The following is a 17,573-nucleotide window of genomic DNA, read 5'->3' as shown; positions in this document are numbered from 1 at the left end:
CCGGTAGATTCTGACGCATGAGCCTCAATTCCCGTGTCATCGCCGCCCTCGGCGCCGTCGTCGTGGTCGGCGCCGGCACGGTCGGCGGGTCCATCGCCTACGCCTCCGGCCAGACGGAGATCAGCGACCACCGCGTGACCCTCACCGTCGGCAACTCCTCGCAGGTCCAGGACCCGTTCTGCGCCAACGATGACGGCAGCCCGCTGTCGGACGAGCAGCAGCAGGCCTGCTCGAAGAAGGCCCAGGACGCGCTGAAGGCCGGGACCCTGCCGAGCTCCGACGTCGTGCTGAGCGACCGCGTCGGCGTCGGCGTCTCCCCGGACGTGGCCAAGAAGGGCTGGGTGTCCTTCAGCAACGGCGGCCCGCTGAGCGGCGGTGGCCAGTTCACCGTGTCCAGCTGGTCCAAGAACGGCTCGACCTACTCCGGCTCCCACGCGGCCAGCCAGCTGCTGAACGCCTCCGGCCGGACCCTGGTCACCGTGGTCGAGGGCGACCGGGACCTGGAGACCCCGACCGCGATCTGGTACTTCCAGCTGAACACCAAGGACAGCTGACGGTCCTGCGATGACCGCGCACGTCTCCGACGCGCACCCCGAGCAGCCGGGCCCCGGGCGGGTTCGGCTGCTCGTCGTCGTCGCGGTGCCCGCCGAGGCCGAGGCCGTGCTGCGCGGCCTGCCCGGCGGGGCCGTCGCCCTGCCGCTGCCGGGCGGTGTGCTGCACCGGTCGGAGGGTGCTCCGGTGGACGTGCTGGCCGCCGGGGTCGGCCCGGCCGCCGCCGCGGCCGCCACCTCCGCCGCGCTGGCCGCCCGCCCGTACGGCCTGGTCACCTCGGCCGGGATCGCCGGCGGTTTCGCCCCGCACGCCCCGGTCGGCGCGACCGTGGTGGCCGACGCGATCGTGGCCGCCGACCTCGGCGCCGAGACCCCCGAGGGCTTCGCCGACGTCACCGAGCTGGGCTTCGGCACCGCCCGGCACACCCCTCCCCCGGCCGCTGTGGCGCTGGCCGCCCGGGCACTGGACGCCCTGACCGGCCCGGTGCTGACCGTCTCGACCGTGACCGGCAGCACCGAACGGGCCGCCGCGCTGGCCGCCCGCCACCCGGGCGCCGCCGCCGAGGCGATGGAGGGCTTCGGCGTGGCCGAGGCCGCCGCCCGGTACGGCGTGCCGGCCTTCGAACTGCGGACCGTTTCCAATCCGGTGGGCCCGCGCGACCGGGCCGCCTGGCGGATCGGCGAGGCGCTGGCCGCCCTGGAGCGGGCCTTCGCCGCGCTGCCCGTCGCCGAACTGATCGAGGAGGCCGGCCGTGGCTGAACGGCTGAGCATCGCGTACTCGCCCTGCCCGAACGACACCTTCGTCTTCCACGCCTGGGCGCACGGCCTGGTGCCCGGGGCGGACGCCCCCGAGGTGACCTTCGCCGACATCGACATCACCAACGGCCTGGCCGAGCGCGGCGAGCTGGACGTGCTGAAGATCAGCTACGGCGCGCTGCCCTGGGTCCTGGAGGAGTACGCCCTGCTGCCCTGCGGCGGCGCGCTCGGCCGCGGCTGCGGCCCGCTGGTGCTCACCCTGCCGGGCGTGGGCTCACCCGCGGAGCTGGCCGGGAAGACGGTGGCGGTGCCGTCCGAGCGCTCCACCGCCTACCTGCTGTTCCGGCTCTGGGCGGCCGGGGCGGTGCCGGGCGGCTTCGGCGAGATCGTGGTGCTGCCGTTCCACGAGATCATGCCCGCGGTCCGGGACGGCCGGGTGGACGCCGGCCTGGTGATCCACGAGGCGCGCTTCACCTACGGGCAGTACGGCCTGCACAGCCTGGCCGACATGGGCGAGGCCTGGGAGCGGGAGACCGGCCTGCCGATCCCGCTCGGCGCGATCGTGGCCAAGCGCTCGCTGGGCGCGGAGCGGCTGCGTGAACTCGCCGGCACGATCCGCGCCTCCGTCCGGCAGGCCTGGGCGGACCCGGCGGCCAGCCGGGAGTACGTGCTGGCGCACGCCCAGGAGATGGACCCGGCGGTCACCGACCAGCACATCGGGCTGTACGTGAACGAGTTCACCGCCGACCTGGGCGAGGAGGGCTACCAGGCCGTCCGCGCGCTGCTCACCCGGGCCGCCGCGGAGGGGTTGGTACCCCCGCTCGACCCGGGTGCGCTCGCGTTCGGGTAGCCCAGGAACGCCCTGGACGCCCCGGACGCCTCAGACGTCGAACTGGTCGGCCACCGCGCGCAGCAGGCCGGCCAGCTTCTGGCCGGTGGGCTTGGCCGGGTAGCGGCCGCGCTGGAGGCCGGGCAGCACCGCGTCCAGGGTGGTGATCAGGTCCTGGACGATCGGCGCCATGTCGTCGGCGCTCCGGCGCTGGGCGGCGGCCACCGACGGCAGCGCGTCCAGCAGCTGCACGGCCATCGCCTGGTCCCCGCGGTGGCCGGCGACCACGCCGAACTCGACCCGCTGGCCCGGCTTCAGCACGGTGACACCGGCGGGCAGCGCCTTGGTGTGGACGAAGACGTCGCCACCGTCGTCGCGCGACAGGAAGCCGAAACCCTTCGTCTCGTTGAACCACTTGACCTGGCCGGTGGGCATCTCGAACAGTCCTCGAATGGGTGTGAGGGATCCCGGCCCTGGCCGGGGATCACTGGGTGGTGTGGGAGAAAAGACGGGCCGACCTCGGCTCGGCGCCCGTGGGCGCTCACGGTCGGTACGCTGTCGGGAGCAGACTAACGGTCCGTCACTGCCTCATCCGCGTTCCACGAAGGGTCCGTGTTCCAAGGCCCGCCCGGGGCGTTGGGAGCGCCGGGATCTCGCGGTCACGAGCGACCCGCTACTGGCACGGCCGGGGCGCGGTTCGGCGCAGTCCATCGGCTCACACCCCCGGGTCTGAGGACACGGGACGCACCTGCAGCGCCCCTCGGCACCCCCTGCATACCCCCGCCCAGCAGGGATCAAAACGTTCAGCTGCCGGGAAACTGCGCAACGTGACCGACCCGCTCCGGTGGACGGCTCCGGCGGCCGCTTCTGCCAGACTGGGGGCACCCCAGCGCAGAGCGGAGAAGTGAGCAGACGTGAGCAGCCAGAGCGCCGACCCCGGCGACGTGTACGTCAAGGCCGGGACGGTCGTCTTCGGCCTCGGCGCGCTCGCCACCGTGGTCACCTTCGTCCCGCTGTTCCTGCACCTGACGCCGCTGCCGACGGCCATGTACTGGCTGAGCATGCTGATGCCGGCCGGCTTCCTGTCCGCGCTGACCGGGCTGTTCCTGAACGCCCGGGCCCAGCGCCGCCGGGTGGAGCCGTAGGGCCCGTCCTGCGGATTCGCCGGCCCTGGAGCGTGTCTTGCGGACCTTTGCCGGGTCCGCACAGGCTCCACAGGGCCCGCCCTAGTTCGCCCGGAGGTGCCGGTCGAGCCACTCCGGGAAACCGGTGAGGTCCGCCAGCACCACGTCCGCCCCGGCCTCGCGCAGCTCCTGCGCGCCGTACGGGCCGGTGGCCACGCCGACCGCGACCGCGTCCGCGTGCCGGGCGCCCCGGATGTCGCCGAGGTGGTCGCCGACGTAGATGCTCGCGCCGTGCTCGCGCAGCGCCTCGCCCTTGGTCTCGGCCCAGAGGTCGCCGATCACGATGTCCGCCGCCATCCCGGCGTGCTCCAGGTGGAGGTGGGCGTTCGGCTCGTACTTGCCGGTGATCACCGCGACCCGGCCGCCGTGGGCGCGGACCGCCTCGACGGCGGCGTGCGCGCCGGGCAGGGCCACGGTCGGGGCGAAGGCGTGGTCGCGGTACAGCTCGCGGTAGCGGGTGATGACCCGCTCCACCTCCTCCTCCGGGAACCAGTTGCGGATCTCGTTCACCAGCGGCGGGCCGAGCCGCGTGACCACCAGGTCGGCGTCGATGTAGGTGCCGGTCTCGGCAGAGAGCGCCTGGTAGGTGGCGTGGATACCCGGCCGGGTGTCCAGCAGCGTCATGTCGAGGTCGAAACCGACGGTGAGCGGGGCGGGTGAGGTCGCGGGCATGCCGCCAGGCTATCCAACGGGCACCGGGGGTGACGAGGCAATTTGCCCCGGCTTCGAGACGGAACTTAGGTGTACCTGAGTTGTCTGCGGAGAGGGCTCATGACCGACACCACCGCACCACCGGGGGCACGGCGCACACCCCGTCGCCGGACGGCCGGGTGGTGGCGCAGGGCACGCCCGGGGAGGTGGTGACGGCGGAGCTGGTGCGGGAGGTGTTCGGGTGTCGGTGGTGGTGCCGGACCCGGTGACGGGCACCCCGTTTGGTCGTTCCGGGCGCTCCGTGGGCCGCGACGGCGGAAGCGGTGGACGCTTGACGGCGCCCGTGGACGCCTAACGACACTTCAGGTGTGATCTCGGACATAATCGACGGGCTCTCGCCCGTTGCCGCGTCGCCTTCGCCGGAGGACCCGCCGATGCCCCGGATCGCCCGCCGTACGTTCCTCGCCGGCCTCGGCGGGGCCGCGCTCACGGCGTGCACCTCCGGGAAGCCGGCGCCACCGACCGCCGACAGGCTGGCCGCGAGCACCAGCCCCTCCCCCACCCCGGTGCCGCCGGTCACGGTGAACGCCGCGACCGGGCCGGTGCTCGTCCCCGGCGAGCCACTGCGGGTGGTCGTGCTGGACACCGATGTGCTCGACTCCGCGCTGACCCTCGGCATCACGCCAGTCGGCGCCGCCCTCCCGGCCGCCGACACCCGCCTCCCCGACTACTGGCCGGCCTCCCGCACGGCGGGCATCTGGCTGGTCGGCCCGCCCGGCGCGCCGGACCTCGCAGCCGTACGGGCCCTGCGGCCGGACCTGATCCTCTCCAACCAGGCCCGCGACGGCGACCGCTACGACCAGCTGAGCGCGCTCGCCCCGACCGTCCTCACCCAGACCACCGGGGCGCCGTGGAAGGCGAACTTCCAGCTGCACGCCCAGGCGTTGAGCCGGGTGGCGGCGGCCGCGGCCTTCGTCGCCTCCTACCAGAAGCACGCCGGGCAGGTGGCCGCGGCGCTGGCGGCGGCGAGGCTGTCGGGCCGCAAGGTGAGCCTGGTGCGGTTCACGGAGGGCGGCGGGATCCGGCTGTTCGGGCGGCAGAGCTTCCCCGGGATCGTGCTCGCCGACGCCCAGGTGGGGCGGCCGGACGCGCAGAACGTCGACCAGTCGGACTTCGAGGTCCCGCTGGACCAGATCGGCCGGGCCGACGGCGACCTGCTGCTGTACGCGACGTACGGCGATCCGGAGCGGGCGGGCACCGACGCGGCACTGGCGAGCCCGGGTTGGCAGGCACTCGGGGCGGTCAGGGCGCACCGGGCGTTCCCGGTGGACGACCAGCTGTGGTTCCAGGGGATCGGGTACGCCGGCGCCAATTTCATGTTGGACGAGCTGCAGCGCTTCCTCGGGGCGTAGTCGGTCTACTGACGACTTGTCGACTCGCCGAGGGTTGTGCAGTCGAGCGGTGAGTCCGCCACAATGGGCCGCCAATCACAACATTCGTCCCGGGGGACAACACCATGTCAACTGCGGTAGCTCCGACCGCTCCTGCCCGCAAGGGGAAGGCCGCCGCGCTCGGCTGGCTGATCAGCATCGCGTTCAACGTGGTCGCGCCGATCATGATCTACAACCAGCTGCACGACGCCGGCTACAGCGAGTCCACCGCCATCCTGCTCTCCGGTCTCGGCCCGCTGGTCGACACCGTGATCTACCTGGCCTGGCACCGCCGGATCGACGAGTTCGCCGTCGTCTCGCTGGTCTTCGTCGCCCTGAGCCTGATCGTCGCGCTGATCGGCCCGACCGACCCGAAGATGCTGCTGGCCAAGGATTCCTTCGTCTCCGGCCTGCTCGGCGTGCTCTACCTCGCCTCGCTGGCCGCGCCGAAGCCGATCATGTTCTACTTCGGCCGCAAGTTCGCCACGGACGGCACGCCGGAGATGGTCGCCTGGTGGAACTCGATGTGGCAGTACGAGAACTTCCGCCGGGTCCAGCGCAACCTGACCGTCGTGTGGGGCATCGCCTTCGTCCTGGAGGCCGCGCTGCGGATCGTGTTCGTCTACACCCTGTCGCACGGCACGGTGGTGGCGATCAACAACATCCTCCCGTTCGTGGTGCTCGGCGGGCTGGTGTACTTCACCATGGTCTACGCCAAGCGCTCCAGCGCCCGCGGCCGGGCCGCCGCCGAGGCGGCTGCGGCTGCGGCTGCGGCTGCCGCTGCTTGATTCAGCGGGAACTCGCGTAGCGGGCCGGTGAGATGCCGACCGCCGCGGTGAAGTCCCGGGTGAGGTGGGCCTGGTCGGCGTAGCCGAGTTCCGCCGCGAGCGCGGCCAGGTCCAACTGTCCTCCCGCTGCGGCGCGTTCGGCTGCCTCGTGCAGCCGGGCCCGCCGCAGCACCCACTTCGGGGAGGCGCCGACGTACTCGGCGAACAGCCGCTGGAGGCTGCGGACGGTCACGCCCAGCTCGCGGGCCAGCTCGTCCACCCGGCACAGGTCCGGCGAGGCGGTGATCCGGTCCACCGCGGCGGCGACCTCCTCGGCCACCGGGTCGGGCGCGGGCAGGCGTGGCAGCAGGAAGGCATCGGCCAGCTCGGCGTCCGGCGCGTCGAGGATCCGGGCGTTGAACCGGTCCACGTCGGCGCCGAAGTACTCCGCGGCGGGCACGAACCGGTCCGTCAGGGCGCTCACGGGGTGCCCCGAGAAGGCGCGGAAGGCGCCGGGGCGGAACCGCACACCCAGCACGTGCCCGGCCCCCTCCAGACGGCGGACGAAGAGCGAGCGGTCCACCCCGTACACCCGGGCCCGCGGGGCCTCGAAGACCAGGTGGACGTTGGGGTGCGAGAGCACCTTCTGCTCGTACGGGGCATGGCCGCGCAGATCCCAGCGGACCAGCCAGTAGTACTCCACGAAACGCGCCACGGCGGGCGCGGGCGCCAGCCGCTCCACGCTGATCAGCTCGGCCGCCCGGGCGGGGTGGAGGACGCCACGGCCGAGGTCGGGAGAATCCATGGCGGCCAGGCTAGCCGTCGCGTTTCTTCAAGACCGGGCGGCACGGCCCGGCGCAGGCTTGGCGTCATGAACGCTCACCCCATGCACCCCTTCCTCGCCCGCGCCGCCACCGCTGCGGCCGGCGTCGCCGCCGCCGTCCCGGCCGGGCAGCGGCTGGACGCGCCGACGCCCTGCGGGGAGTTCGACACGCGCGCGCTGATCAACCACTGGGTGCTCTACACCTCGCACGGCCTGGAGCACCGGGCCCGGCGCACCGAGCTGCCCGAGGAGTTGAGCTCGCGGGACTTCACGGCGGACGCCGACTGGCGCCCGGCGTACGCGGCGCAGCTGGAGCGCGCGGTCGCGGCCTGGGCCGACCCGGCCGCCTGGGAGGGGGACGTCGACCTCGGCGGATCGCCGGTTCCGGCGGTGGGGATCGCCCGGATGCTGATCCTGGAGCTGGTGCTGCACGGCTGGGACGTCGCGCGCGCGACCGGCGGGGAGATCCCGGTCGACGAGGAACTCGCTCTGGTGGCCCTGGAGATCGTCGAGGAGAACGCCGAGCTGTACCGGCAGTACGCGGGCTTCGCGGAGGTGGTTCCGGTGCCGGACGACGCCTCGGCGTGGGAGCGCGCGCTGGCCGCCTCCGGGCGCGATCCGCGCTGGAAGGGCTAGCGCGAGAACCGTCGTGACTCATCGCGTCGGACTCGCGGTGAGGGAGGGGCCTCCTGCCGGGAAGGGCGGGCGGGCTATGTCTCGGCGCGCTGGGTGACCTGGGCACTGGTCCGGTCGCCGAGGAACTCGTACCAGCAGCGTTGCAGCGCCGGGTAGTTCGTGTCCGCCTCGACGAGACTGAGAAACGCCTTCACGGTGGCAGCGAGCCGATCCTGCAGTTCGGCGTCGTTCAGGTCGCCGCTGTCGCCGAACGCCTGGTGGGCCCTCGCCAGGCTGAACATGTCCGGGTAGACACGGGCCCCGAGGTGTTCCAGCGGAACGCGGAGCGCCCACAGTCCCCGGTTTCCTCCCACCATGGAGGGCGAAGCCGAGACCAGCAGGCCGTGCTTGTCCTTGAACGGCTGCGGCCGGAAGCGTGACAGCCAGTCGATCGCGTTCTTCACCACGCCGGGGACCGATGCGTTGTACTCCGGCGAGGCGAGCACGAACGCCTGCGCCGCCTGAAGGCGATCGTGCAGGGCGACGGAGTTCCGCGGCTGCCCCTGGGCGGTCTCGACGTCCCCGTCGTACGACGGCATGTCGAAGTCCCGCAAGTGGGCAAGATCGGCGGCGGCGCCGTTCTCGGTCAGCAGCTTGGCGGTCAGCACGGCCAGCTGCCCGTTGAACGATCCCGTCCGGAAGGACCCGGACAGCACCAGCACGCGCAGCGGCTCACCGTGGCCGTCACCTGGAACCGGCTGGACGGCATCCCGCAGTGCGCCCACCGTACGGGTCGAGGCCGGAATAGACGGATTCGCACTCATATGCGCCACCCTGCCACGTGGCTGCCCGCCTCGCCGCCTGCGCGGGTCCGAACGCGGGCGCGCGGGTCCGCCCCGGCGGTATCCCCCTTCTCGCTGCGGTTGTCGCCGATCGAAGCGCTAGGAACTCACCAGCGCCTTCCGCAGTTTGGCGCGCAGGAGGCGGACGGCCGGGGACTGCTGGTCGCGGCGGGCGGCGAGGCCCAGCCTGGCGTGCGTGGCGGCGTCGGCGAGCGGGACGGCCCGCAGGCCGGTGCCCTCGGCCGAGGAGGCGCTGAGCACGGCGACCCCGGCGCCGCGCTCGGCAAGGCGGAGCAGGGCCACCGGGGAGCTGGCTTCGATGTCCACGCGCGGGTCGAGGCCCAGCTGCGCGCAGGAGCGATCGTAGGCGGCGCGCAGGCCGGTGCCCGGGGAGAGGCAGAGGATCTTCTCGCCGCGCAGGTCGGACAGCTTCAGCTCCGCCCGGTCGAGGGGGTGCCCGGCCGGGACGACGGCGGCGATCGGATCGTCCACGACCACGCTGACCTCCAGGCCCGGGGCGACCTCGCCCGCGTAGCCGATCAGCGCCAGGTCGAGGGAGCCCGCGAGCACCTGGGACTGGAGCGACTCGGAGTGGCCCTCGTGCAGGCTCAGCTCGATGCCGGGGTGAGTACGGCCGAGGTCGGCGACGGTGTCCAGGAAGGGCGGAATCGAGCAGCCCATGATCATGCCGAGCCGGACCCGGCCGCGCACGGCGTCGGCGAACTCGGCGGCGGTGTGCTGGATGGCGTCGAGGGTGGCCAGGGCGTTCTTGGCGAGCGGGAGGACGGCCTCACCGGCGGGGGTGAGCTGGACCCTCCGGCCGGAGCGGTCGACCAGCTTCTGGTCCAACTCGCGCTCAAGCTTGGCGACTTGGGTACTGATACCGGACTGGCTGACGTGCAGGCGGGCTGCGGCTGCCGTGAAGGATCCCTCGTCGACGACGGCGGCGAAGTAGCGCAGCTGGTGCATCTCCATATCTCAGAATGATAACTGGCATCTGATCTATCTGTTGGACGGATGGATGGGGTGGTCGGGAGGATGGAGGCATGACGACGACGAAGACTGCGCGCGAGCTGGCCGAGACCTACTTCACCGCCTGGGAGGCGGGCGACTTCGACACCATCCGGGGCCTGCTGGCCGACGATGTCGACTTCGTCGGGGCACTGGGCACGGCGTCGGGGATCGAGGAGGCGCTGGGCGGGCTGAAGGGCCTCGGACAGGTGCTGGAGAAGACCGACGTGAAGGTGCGGATGGCCGAGGGCGATGAGGTGATCACCTGGTTCGAACTGTGCACCACGGTTGCGCCGCCGGCGCCGACGGTGAACTGGATGCACGTGGAGAACGGGAAGATCGCCCGGATCCGGGTGACCTTCGACCCGCGCGGGCTGCTGGCGGGCTTCGAGAAGAAGAGCTGAGCAGGGCGGGCAGAAGCAGGAGGGCCGTGATCGCCGGGGGCGGTGACGGCTCTCTTCGGCTGTTCGCGCTCAGGCGTCCTCGTCGGGCGGGGTCACCCTGAGGGCGGTGATGACACCCAGGGCGACCGTGGCGATCGCGAGGGCGAGGAGGACCGCGAAGGCGGTCGCGATCAGGAGTCGCACGAGGTGTCCCGCTCGGCGTCGAGGAGCAGGGTGAGGAGGTTGAGGAGGGTGGAGGCCGGGGCCGTGTTGAAGCGGACGAGGACCCGGCCGTCGATGGTCTGGTCGGTGTCGGCGGAGGGCCAGATGAGGCCGAACTTCCTTCCGCGCTCCTGGACTTCGGCGAGGAGGGTGCGGATGTGGTCGTCGGTGTAGTGCCGGATCCGGGGGTCGGTCGGCTTCATGGGGTGGCGGCGGATGGTCATCAGGCGGCGTCCAGCTCGCACTCGAACCAGACGCGCTTGCCGCGCTCCTGGGGGTCGACGCCCCAGCGGCTGGTGAGGCCCGCGACCAGCTGGAGGCCCCGGCCGGACTCGGAGAGGAGATCGGGGGTTCGCTGGTCGGGGAGCACCGGGCTCTCGTCGGAGACGGAGACCCGCAGGATCTTGCCGAGGAAGAGGATCTCGATGATCGGCGCGGGGGTGTTGCCGTGCCGCCAGGCGTTCACGAGCAGCTCGCGGAGGGCGAGTTCGGCGTCGAAGGTGGCGGAGGGGTGCCAGCCGGCGCGGATCATCGCGTCGCGGAGGGACTGGCGGGTGAGAGCGAAGGAGGGCGTGTTGAGGTGACGCATGGGAGATCTCCCGGGCGTGGTTGGGAAGGAAGATCCGGCGGACACACGTCGCCGTGAGCCAGGCCAGGCAAATGGGCATGGCTGCTCTGCGGCGCCTGCTAGCAGGCATTACTGACGACCCGTCGGATCGATGTGACATCGACCATAGCGCACGCGGTCTTTTGCTTAAGACCTTCGCGAAAAACTTCCCTCTAACGTGGGGCACACTGGTCTCACCACCGCAGAGAGGACGCCATGGCCCTTCGACCGAACCCGACCCTGCGCCAACGGCGGGTGGGGACCGAGCTGCGGAGAATGCGGGAGCAGGCTGGCCTCGGCGGCAGCCAGCTGGCAAGCCAACTCGGCATCCACGCCGCCCAGGTCACCCAGATGGAGACCGGGAAGAGCGGTATCAGCGTCGAGCGACTGCGGACCATCGCTGCCACATGCCTGTGCAGCAACCAGCCGCTGATCAATGCGCTGGCCGACATGGTCTCGGAGCGCGGGAAGGGCTGGTGGGAGGAGTATCGCGGGACGCTTTCCACCGACTTCCTGGAGATCGCCGAGCTTGAGGCGAACGCGCACAGCATCTCGACCTGGGCCACGACTTACATCCCGGGGCTGCAGCAGACCGAGGACTACGCAGCTGCGGTGTTCTCCCGGTTCGCCCCTTCGATCCCCAGCCACGACCTCGATACCCGGACGTCATTCCGTATGCGGCGGAAGGAGGCTGTCCGGCAAGGCGGAGTGCCGTATGCGTCCTTCATCCACGAAGCGGCACTGCGAATGCAGTTCGGAGGACCCCGGGTTCTCGCCGATCAGCTCGACCATCTCATCGATGACTCACTGGCTGGTCGAATCTCGGTCCGTGTAGTGCCCTTCGACCTCGACACCTTCCCCGGCGGTGGTGAGAACATCATGTTCATCGAAGGCCCCGTGCCTGAACTCGCCACACTCCAGATGGATACTGCGATGGGCAGCATGTACTTTGACGCCCAGCCAAGCCTGGTCCGCCATCGAGACGTGTTCGCGCACCTGAACTCCGCTGCGCTCTCCGAGCCCGAGTCGCGGGAGTTCATTCGATCCATCGGGGATGAAATGCGAGGCAAGTATGCGTGACTCCATGTGGCAGAAGTCCAGCTACAGCGGGGCTTCTAACGAGTGCGTGGAGGTCCGTACAGCCAACGGAGCGATCGAGCTCCGCGAGTCCGACGAACGCCACCTCATCATCCGCACCACTCCCTCCGCCCTCGCCGCCCTCCTCCACGGCATCAAGGCCGGCGAATTCGACCACCACGCCTAACACCCCGCGGCTCCTCGCGCTCACCCGCGCGAGGAGCCGTACCGGTCAACTTCCCGGCCAAAGGGAGGCCCCGTGTCCGACACCGAGTGGCAGAAGTCCAGCTACAGCGCCGCGAACAACGAGTGTGTGGAAATTCGTACCGTGGACGGGACGATCGAGCTCCGCGAGTCCGACCAAGGCCACCTCATCCTCCGCACCACCCCCACCGCCCTCGCCGCCCTCCTCCACGGCATCAAGGCCGGCGAATTCGACCACCACGCGTGACGTGCCATCCTGACCGCCATGAAGATCGCCGCAGCCCAACTGACCTGCGCCCCCGCTGACATACCCGCCAACGTCCGGCAACTCGTCGTCCTCGCCGGGCAGGCACGCGAGCAGGGCGCCGAGCTGATCGTCTTCCCCGAGTTCGCCCTGACCGGGTACGAGCTCGAAGCCATGGCCGCCGATCCCAACCTCTGGACGACCCCGGACGACGCCCGCCTGGACACCCTCAGGTCCACCGGGATCGCCACCGTCGTCAACTGCGCCGTCCCCACCGACGGGCCCCGGCCCGCCATCGGCACATTCGTCTACGGCAGCGACGGCGAACTGATCACCACCTACCTCAAGCAGCACCTCTACGAGAACGAACAGGGCATCTTCACCGCAGGCGACCGCGACGGCCGCTTCGAACTCAACGGCCTCCGCTTCGCGCTCGCCACCTGCTTCGACAACCACTTCCCGGACCTCACCGCCCGAGGTGCCGCCGACGGCTGCCAGGTGCACCTGGCCAGTTCCCTCTACGGAACCGGCAACGGCATCCACGAGCGGGCGACCGTCTACCCGGGCATCGCCAAGGACTCGAACCTGCACGTCGTCCTCGCCAACCACGTCGGCCCGTCGGGCCCGTGGACCGGCTGCGGTGGCGCCGCCCTGTGGGCCCCGGGCGGTGCCCTCCTCGCCGAGGCCGACGACCACTCGACCACGGTGGCCGTCGCCGACATCCTCTAGCCATGCCACGGAGCAGGAGGTCGGCCCCGCCGACTTCCTGCTCCGCACCGCCCGCTCAGCCGCCGGAGCGGATCGGCTCGCCCGTCCGGCGCAGGTGGCCGAGGATCTCGCGGTACGAGCGGAGCAGGCCCGTCTCGTAGTACGGGATGCCCTCATCCGCGCAGAACTCCCGGGTGATCCGGGCCGCCCGCCCGAGTGCGGGGGTGGGCATGCTGGGGAAGAGGTGGTGCTCCACCTGGTAGTTGAGGCCGCCCATCACCGAGTCGAGGACCGGGCCGCCGCGGACGTTGCGCGAGGTGAGCACCTGGCGGCGCAGGAAGTCGAGCCTCATCTCCGGGGTCACCATCAGCATGCCCTTGTGGTTCGGGGCGAAGACGCAGCCGAGGTAGACGCCCAGCAGTGCCTGGTGCACGGCGAGGAAGGCGACCGCCTTGCCGACCGGGAGAGCCGCGAAGACCAGGCCGAAGTAGGCCGCGAAGTGCACGACCAGCAGCGCGCCCTCCAGCAACGGCCGCTTCACCACCGGGCCGCGCAGCGCGCGGAAGCTGTTGAAGCTGAGGTTGAGGCCCTCCAGCAGGAGCAGCGGGAAGAACAGGTACGCCTGTCGGCGGCCGATGAACCGGGCGAGTCCGCTCGCCTGCCGGGCCTGCCGCTGGGACCACACGACGAGGTCGGGAGAGACGTCCGGGTCCCGCTCCTCGTGGTTCGGGTTGGCGTGGTGGCGGGTGTGCTTGTTCATCCACCAGCCGTAGCTCATGCCCATCAGCAGGTTGGCGGCGATCCGGCCGCCGATCTCGCTCGGCAGACGCCGGCTGAACACCTGGCGGTGCGCCAGGTCGTGTGAGAGCAGGCCGATCTGCGCGAACACGACGGACATCGCCGCCGCCAGACCCAGCTGCCACCAGGTGTCGCCCAGCGCGAACAGGGCCCACCAACCGCCGAGGAACGCGGCGAGCACCAGACCCGCACGGACGGCGTAGTAGCCGGGGCGCCGGTCGAGCAGCCCTTCGGCGGCGATCCGGCGGCTCAACCGGGCGAAATCGCTGCCGCCGCCCTCCGGTTGTGGAGCGGGGGCCTCGGGAGCCTTGGTCATCGTCACGGGCTGTGTGGGCATGACCCGAGTCTGGTTCGACGGCCGGCTGCGAAGAACGGGGAAAGCACCCGTCCCGTACGGGTGCTAACCCCCGCACCGCGAGGGGCGCCAGCAGGCCGAGACGCCCCGGCGATCCACGGCCCGCCGGGCTGACCGGGACGCCTGTCGAGCTCGTCGCAGAAACCGAGCAACCCCGACAGGGTGACATCTCCAGCGGGCCGCCCGGAACGGCCACGGTCAGGAAGCGGCCGTCGGGGCCCGGGTGGTCGACGCGCTTCTCCAGGCCGAGCCGGTCGGTGTGGAACTCCAGGGCGCGCTCCTGGTCGGTGACGTGGACCGTCACGTACATGATGTCCGTCAGCATCTCGCTGCCTGTCCCTCCGTGCCGTCGGTGGTGCTCCGTTGCTTCACCGACGGATCGCGGCGGGCGGACGTGACGGACACCCGGAACGGTTACGACCGGAAGAGTTCGTCCAGGTGGTGGATGAGGATCGCCAGCGCCTGCTCTCCGTCCCGCTGGCCGCCGAGGACGCTCGATCCCAGCCCGTTGACCATCGCCAGCAGTCCGGCGGCCGCCATCTCGACGTCCCGCTCCGGCGCGATCCCCCCGGCCTGCTGGGCGGCGCGGAGCTGCTTGACAAGGAAGCCCTCCAGGACGACGGGCGGCTGCGCGGCCTGCTGCTCCAGCACCTCGGGGTCGCTGAGCACCAGCGCGTAGTACGCCGCGTACGTCCTGGTGATCCGGCGGCTCTCGGCGTCCGTCGGCAGGATGCAGGACAGGATCGCCGTCACCACCTCCCGGGGAGCGCGCGCCTCGCCGATCCAGCGTTCCATCCGGGCCTGGAGCTGGGTGCCGAGCCTGGCCAGGGCGTCCAGCAGCAGGCCCTGCTTGGTCGTGAAGTAGTACTGGACGAGCCGCAGCGAGACGCCGGCCTCGGTCGCGACCGCCCGCATGCTGGCCGACTGCAGCCCCTCGGTGTCGGCGATGCGCAGCAGGGCCTCGGCGATCTGCCGTCGGCGTTCCTCGTGGTCGACCTTCCCGGTCGCCTTCCCGGTTGCTTTCCCGGTCATGACGCGGCCTCCAATGTTCCTCTTCCCACTGTTGGTACACCCGTATCATGCATGTGATACACATGTATCATGCGAATCAGCGAGTTCAAGAACGGCAAGGCCGAAGACCGCTTCCGCGCCGCCTACGAGCGCGCGCTGACCCAGCTCTGGCCCGGACAGCGGACGCCCGTCGACGTCCCGACCGGCTTCGGCACCACCCGCGTCCACCGCACCGGCCCCGCGCACGGGCAGCCGATCGTGCTGCTCCCCGGCTCCGGCGGCAACGCCCTGATGTGGCACGGCTACTTCGCCCAGCTCTCCCGGCAGCACCCAGTCATCGCCGTGGACACCGTCGGCGAACCGGGCGCCAGCGTGCAGACCGCCCCGATCAAGGACGGCCACGACGCCGCCGACTGGCTGGAGGAACTGCTCGCCGCCCTCGACATCCCGGCCGCCCACGTCGTCGGCTGCTCCTACGGCGGCTGGATCGCCCTCCACCACCAGATCCGCCACCCCGGGCGGACCACCGACCTCACCCTGGTCGACACGGCGGGCCTCGCCGACGTCGGCCGGCGCTTCTACACCTGGCTCATCCTCGGCGGCCTCGCCGCCCTGGCCCCGCGCGCGCTCCGGCCCCGACTGGCCAGGGCGGTCGGCAACAGCGCCATCCTGGAGACCGAGCTGATGACGCTGATGCGCGCCTCGATGGGGTTCCGCCGCCGCCTGCCGCTGGCCACCACCCTCACCGACGAGGAACTGGGCCGCCTGAGCGCCCCCGCGCTCTTCCTGCTCGGCGAGCGCAGCGCCATGAACGACGCCCGGACCGTCTCCGAGCGGCTGCACCGGCTCGTCCCGGCCGCCCGGGTCGAGATCGTGCCCGGCGCGGGGCACTCCCTGCCGACCGACGACCCGGCGGCCGTCATCAAGGGGATCCTCAGCATGGCGGCACGGCAGGTCGGTTGAGCGCCTCCCGGTCCCCCCGTGACGGCGAACCGCTGCCCCGGGCCCACGCCACCGTCACGCCACCCGACGCTGCGCCACCTGGCGGCGGACCGCCCAGACCGCCCCGCCGAGGGCGAACCCGTAGACGGACACCAGCCCGTGGCCGTTCTCCTGGGCGAACCACATCGCGAGGCCCAGCGCCGGGACGCCGACCGCCAGCGCGAGCTCCTTGGGGAGGCGGGTGCGGGCGAGGAAGGCGAGGGCGAGGGTGGCGCCGAGGAAGTAGGTGGCGCCGGAGCTGCCGGCGAAGTTGCGGGGGTCGGTGCTGGGGCCGTCACCGAAGCCGAACAGGGTGTCGATCCGGCCGGGCAGCAGGATCCCGGCGAGGAAGAAGCCGAGGGTGAGCGGGCCACCCCAGTACCACTGGGCGAGCGCGGCGACGACGGCCAGGGTGACGAGGTTCCACAGGCCGCCGAAGAGGCCGCCGTTCTGCATGAACACCGAGGTGAACTCACGCCACCAGCCGGACCTGGCGGGGTCCGCGTCCAGCGCGTCCATGGCGCCGGACCAGACCAGCTGGAGCAGGACGCCGCCGACGGCGACCGTGGTCAGGGCGACCGCCGCCCACGGGATCGACCGCCCGCGCAGGGTGTCGCGGCCGACCACGCCGAGCCCGCAGTTGATCATCATGACCATCAGCGCGGCCGTGGTCACGTTGAAGACGATCGCCCCCATGACTGCCACTCCCCCCGGACTCCGGCAATTCCAACGCCGTTCGAAACCTGATGACGCAAAGCTAGCACAGCTTTCGAACAGTGTTAGAAAATCTTGTACGATGGACCCATGAAGCTCACCAAGGAGCGCATCGTCGATGCGGGCATGGCCGTCTTCGCCGAGGTCGGCTACCAGAACCTGTCCATGCGCCAGGTCGCCGACCGCCTCAACGCCCACGCCGGCAGCCTCTACTACCACGTACGCGGCAAGGACGAGCTGCTCGCCCTGATGGCCGACCGGGTCTGCCGCCGGGCCTACGACACGGGCACCGAAGCCCTGGCCGCCCTCCCGCCCACCGCCACCTGGCAGGACCGCGTCGAGGCCCAGGCCGCCACCCTGCGCCTCGAAATCAAGCAGCACCCCGGCGGCGCCCAGCTCCTCGCCGAGAGCCCCGGCGTACTCAGCACCGGCGGTCTCTCCCTGATGGAACGCCTGCTGCGCACCCTCCTCGACGCCGGCCTGCCCGCCCCCCACTGCGGCATCGCCGCCGACACCCTGCTCAGCCACATCACCGGCTTCGTGCTCCAGGAGCAGAACCAGCCAGCCGCCCCGCCGACCGTCACGGCCGAGCTCTACGCCGAACTGTGCGAGCAGTTCCCGCTGGTCATGGGCGAGTTGATCCCACGACTGAGCCAGGACGAGAAGTTCACCCGGAGCATCCGCCTGCTCTGCACGGGCTTCGCGGCGCTCTCCTAGGGTGCGTATTTGGTTGTGATCAAGTGGCACTCCGGGTGAGGTCCTTGATCCAGATCATCGCGCCGCGTAGGTGGAGGCCGGCGAGGTAACTC

The 17,573-nt window shown here is 71.4% G+C and carries 24 protein-coding genes; 14 read left to right on the top strand and 10 right to left on the bottom strand.

Annotated elements, in window-relative coordinates; translation table 11 throughout:
- The first annotated feature begins 17 nt into the window (after window positions 1-17).
- From ACWC9T_RS26255 to ACWC9T_RS26245, 3 genes are read left to right on the top strand one after another with little or no spacing between them, the layout of a single operon-like run.
- Window positions 18-554, top strand: a complete 537-nt coding sequence (locus tag ACWC9T_RS26255; RefSeq protein ID WP_449823505.1) for a hypothetical protein — start codon at window positions 18-20, stop codon at window positions 552-554.
- 10 nt (window positions 555-564) lie between these two features.
- The gene (locus tag ACWC9T_RS26250; RefSeq protein WP_449823504.1) at window positions 565-1,311 is read left to right on the top strand and encodes a futalosine hydrolase; all 747 of its coding nucleotides are present in this window, start codon (window positions 565-567) and stop codon (window positions 1,309-1,311) included.
- Window positions 1,304-2,158: a 1,4-dihydroxy-6-naphthoate synthase gene (locus tag ACWC9T_RS26245; protein ID WP_449823503.1), complete on the top strand. Its 855-nt coding sequence runs from the start codon at window positions 1,304-1,306 to the stop codon at window positions 2,156-2,158. The genes ACWC9T_RS26250 and ACWC9T_RS26245 overlap by 8 nt, the downstream gene beginning before the upstream one ends.
- 30 nt (window positions 2,159-2,188) lie before the next feature.
- Here the strand turns inward: ACWC9T_RS26245 and ACWC9T_RS26240 are convergent, their stop codons facing one another.
- Window positions 2,189-2,572, bottom strand: a complete 384-nt coding sequence (locus ACWC9T_RS26240) for a cold-shock protein (protein WP_030289703.1) — start codon at window positions 2,570-2,572, stop codon at window positions 2,189-2,191.
- Window positions 2,573-3,051: 479 nt separating this feature from the next.
- On the opposite strand from ACWC9T_RS26240, the gene ACWC9T_RS26235 reads away from it, so the two are divergent.
- Window positions 3,052-3,282 carry a hypothetical protein gene (locus ACWC9T_RS26235; protein WP_449823502.1) on the top strand — a complete coding sequence of 77 codons (231 nt, stop codon included), beginning with the start codon at window positions 3,052-3,054 and terminating at the stop codon, window positions 3,280-3,282.
- 81 nt (window positions 3,283-3,363) lie between these two features.
- Here ACWC9T_RS26235 and ACWC9T_RS26230 read toward each other — a convergent pair whose 3' ends face one another.
- On the bottom strand, window positions 3,364-3,993 hold the full coding sequence (locus ACWC9T_RS26230) for an HAD family hydrolase (protein ID WP_449823501.1): 630 nt from the start codon (window positions 3,991-3,993) through the stop codon (window positions 3,364-3,366).
- Between the two features lie 347 nt (window positions 3,994-4,340).
- Here ACWC9T_RS26230 and ACWC9T_RS26225 point away from each other — a divergent pair, with 347 nt between their 5' ends.
- Window positions 4,341-5,384, top strand: a complete 1,044-nt coding sequence (locus ACWC9T_RS26225) for an ABC transporter substrate-binding protein (RefSeq protein ID WP_449823500.1) — start codon at window positions 4,341-4,343, stop codon at window positions 5,382-5,384.
- A 104-nt stretch (window positions 5,385-5,488) separates the two neighbouring features.
- Complete coding sequence (locus tag ACWC9T_RS26220) at window positions 5,489-6,190, top strand: VC0807 family protein (RefSeq protein WP_449823499.1); 702 nt, start codon at window positions 5,489-5,491, stop codon at window positions 6,188-6,190.
- Between the two features lies 1 nt (window position 6,191).
- On the opposite strand, the gene ACWC9T_RS26215 is transcribed toward ACWC9T_RS26220, so the two are convergent.
- Window positions 6,192-6,974 carry an AraC family transcriptional regulator gene (locus ACWC9T_RS26215; protein WP_449823498.1) on the bottom strand — a complete coding sequence of 261 codons (783 nt, stop codon included), beginning with the start codon at window positions 6,972-6,974 and terminating at the stop codon, window positions 6,192-6,194.
- 66 nt (window positions 6,975-7,040) lie between these two features.
- On the opposite strand from ACWC9T_RS26215, the gene ACWC9T_RS26210 reads away from it, so the two are divergent.
- Complete coding sequence (locus ACWC9T_RS26210; protein WP_449823497.1) at window positions 7,041-7,628, top strand: TIGR03086 family metal-binding protein; 588 nt, start codon at window positions 7,041-7,043, stop codon at window positions 7,626-7,628.
- Window positions 7,629-7,702: 74 nt separating this feature from the next.
- Here ACWC9T_RS26210 and ACWC9T_RS26205 read toward each other — a convergent pair whose 3' ends face one another.
- Both ACWC9T_RS26205 and ACWC9T_RS26200 read right to left on the bottom strand, forming a co-directional pair.
- Window positions 7,703-8,323 carry an NADPH-dependent FMN reductase gene (locus ACWC9T_RS26205; RefSeq protein ID WP_449823531.1) on the bottom strand — a complete coding sequence of 207 codons (621 nt, stop codon included), beginning with the start codon at window positions 8,321-8,323 and terminating at the stop codon, window positions 7,703-7,705.
- A 225-nt stretch (window positions 8,324-8,548) separates the two neighbouring features.
- The gene (locus ACWC9T_RS26200; protein ID WP_449823496.1) at window positions 8,549-9,424 is read right to left on the bottom strand and encodes a LysR family transcriptional regulator; all 876 of its coding nucleotides are present in this window, start codon (window positions 9,422-9,424) and stop codon (window positions 8,549-8,551) included.
- A gap of 71 nt (window positions 9,425-9,495) precedes the next feature.
- Between ACWC9T_RS26200 and ACWC9T_RS26195 the strand changes: the two genes are divergently transcribed.
- Complete coding sequence (locus ACWC9T_RS26195; protein WP_449823495.1) at window positions 9,496-9,864, top strand: nuclear transport factor 2 family protein; 369 nt, start codon at window positions 9,496-9,498, stop codon at window positions 9,862-9,864.
- Between the two features lie 170 nt (window positions 9,865-10,034).
- Here the strand turns inward: ACWC9T_RS26195 and ACWC9T_RS26190 are convergent, their stop codons facing one another.
- Complete coding sequence (locus ACWC9T_RS26190; protein ID WP_449823494.1) at window positions 10,035-10,289, bottom strand: hypothetical protein; 255 nt, start codon at window positions 10,287-10,289, stop codon at window positions 10,035-10,037.
- Window positions 10,289-10,654 (bottom strand): ATP-binding protein, encoded by a 366-nt coding sequence (locus tag ACWC9T_RS26185; RefSeq protein WP_449823493.1) that lies wholly within the window; start codon window positions 10,652-10,654, stop codon window positions 10,289-10,291. Before ACWC9T_RS26185 ends, ACWC9T_RS26190 begins: the two co-directional genes overlap by 1 nt.
- A 234-nt stretch (window positions 10,655-10,888) precedes the next feature.
- Here ACWC9T_RS26185 and ACWC9T_RS26180 point away from each other — a divergent pair, with 234 nt between their 5' ends.
- From ACWC9T_RS26180 to ACWC9T_RS26165, 4 genes are all read left to right on the top strand, one after another.
- Window positions 10,889-11,752, top strand: a complete 864-nt coding sequence (locus ACWC9T_RS26180; RefSeq protein WP_449823492.1) for a helix-turn-helix domain-containing protein — start codon at window positions 10,889-10,891, stop codon at window positions 11,750-11,752.
- Entirely contained in the window at window positions 11,727-11,936 is a 210-nt protein-coding gene (locus ACWC9T_RS26175) for a DUF397 domain-containing protein (protein WP_449823491.1), read from the top strand. The genes ACWC9T_RS26180 and ACWC9T_RS26175 overlap by 26 nt, the downstream gene beginning before the upstream one ends.
- 72 nt (window positions 11,937-12,008) lie before the next feature.
- Window positions 12,009-12,200: a DUF397 domain-containing protein gene (locus tag ACWC9T_RS26170; RefSeq protein ID WP_449823490.1), complete on the top strand. Its 192-nt coding sequence runs from the start codon at window positions 12,009-12,011 to the stop codon at window positions 12,198-12,200.
- A gap of 18 nt (window positions 12,201-12,218) precedes the next feature.
- Window positions 12,219-12,926, top strand: coding sequence for a carbon-nitrogen hydrolase family protein (locus ACWC9T_RS26165; RefSeq protein ID WP_449823489.1), 708 nt, complete (start codon window positions 12,219-12,221; stop codon window positions 12,924-12,926).
- 55 nt (window positions 12,927-12,981) lie between these two features.
- Here the strand turns inward: ACWC9T_RS26165 and ACWC9T_RS26160 are convergent, their stop codons facing one another.
- Both ACWC9T_RS26160 and ACWC9T_RS26155 read right to left on the bottom strand, forming a co-directional pair.
- The gene (locus ACWC9T_RS26160; protein WP_449823530.1) at window positions 12,982-14,019 is read right to left on the bottom strand and encodes a fatty acid desaturase family protein; all 1,038 of its coding nucleotides are present in this window, start codon (window positions 14,017-14,019) and stop codon (window positions 12,982-12,984) included.
- A gap of 453 nt (window positions 14,020-14,472) precedes the next feature.
- Window positions 14,473-15,090: a TetR/AcrR family transcriptional regulator gene (locus ACWC9T_RS26155; RefSeq protein WP_449823488.1), complete on the bottom strand. Its 618-nt coding sequence runs from the start codon at window positions 15,088-15,090 to the stop codon at window positions 14,473-14,475.
- Window positions 15,091-15,159: 69 nt separating this feature from the next.
- Here ACWC9T_RS26155 and ACWC9T_RS26150 point away from each other — a divergent pair, with 69 nt between their 5' ends.
- On the top strand, window positions 15,160-16,032 hold the full coding sequence (locus ACWC9T_RS26150) for an alpha/beta fold hydrolase (protein WP_449823487.1): 873 nt from the start codon (window positions 15,160-15,162) through the stop codon (window positions 16,030-16,032).
- Between the two features lie 54 nt (window positions 16,033-16,086).
- On the opposite strand, the gene ACWC9T_RS26145 is transcribed toward ACWC9T_RS26150, so the two are convergent.
- Window positions 16,087-16,746 carry a hypothetical protein gene (locus tag ACWC9T_RS26145; RefSeq protein WP_449823486.1) on the bottom strand — a complete coding sequence of 220 codons (660 nt, stop codon included), beginning with the start codon at window positions 16,744-16,746 and terminating at the stop codon, window positions 16,087-16,089.
- Between the two features lie 108 nt (window positions 16,747-16,854).
- Here ACWC9T_RS26145 and ACWC9T_RS26140 point away from each other — a divergent pair, with 108 nt between their 5' ends.
- Entirely contained in the window at window positions 16,855-17,481 is a 627-nt protein-coding gene (locus tag ACWC9T_RS26140; RefSeq protein ID WP_449823485.1) for a TetR/AcrR family transcriptional regulator, read from the top strand.
- Window positions 17,482-17,573: the final 92 nt, after the last annotated feature.

This window comes from Kitasatospora sp. NPDC001159 (assembly GCF_053598235.1).
Note: the sequence above shows the minus strand (reverse complement) of the source record. Positions and strands in the feature narration are given on the sequence as shown.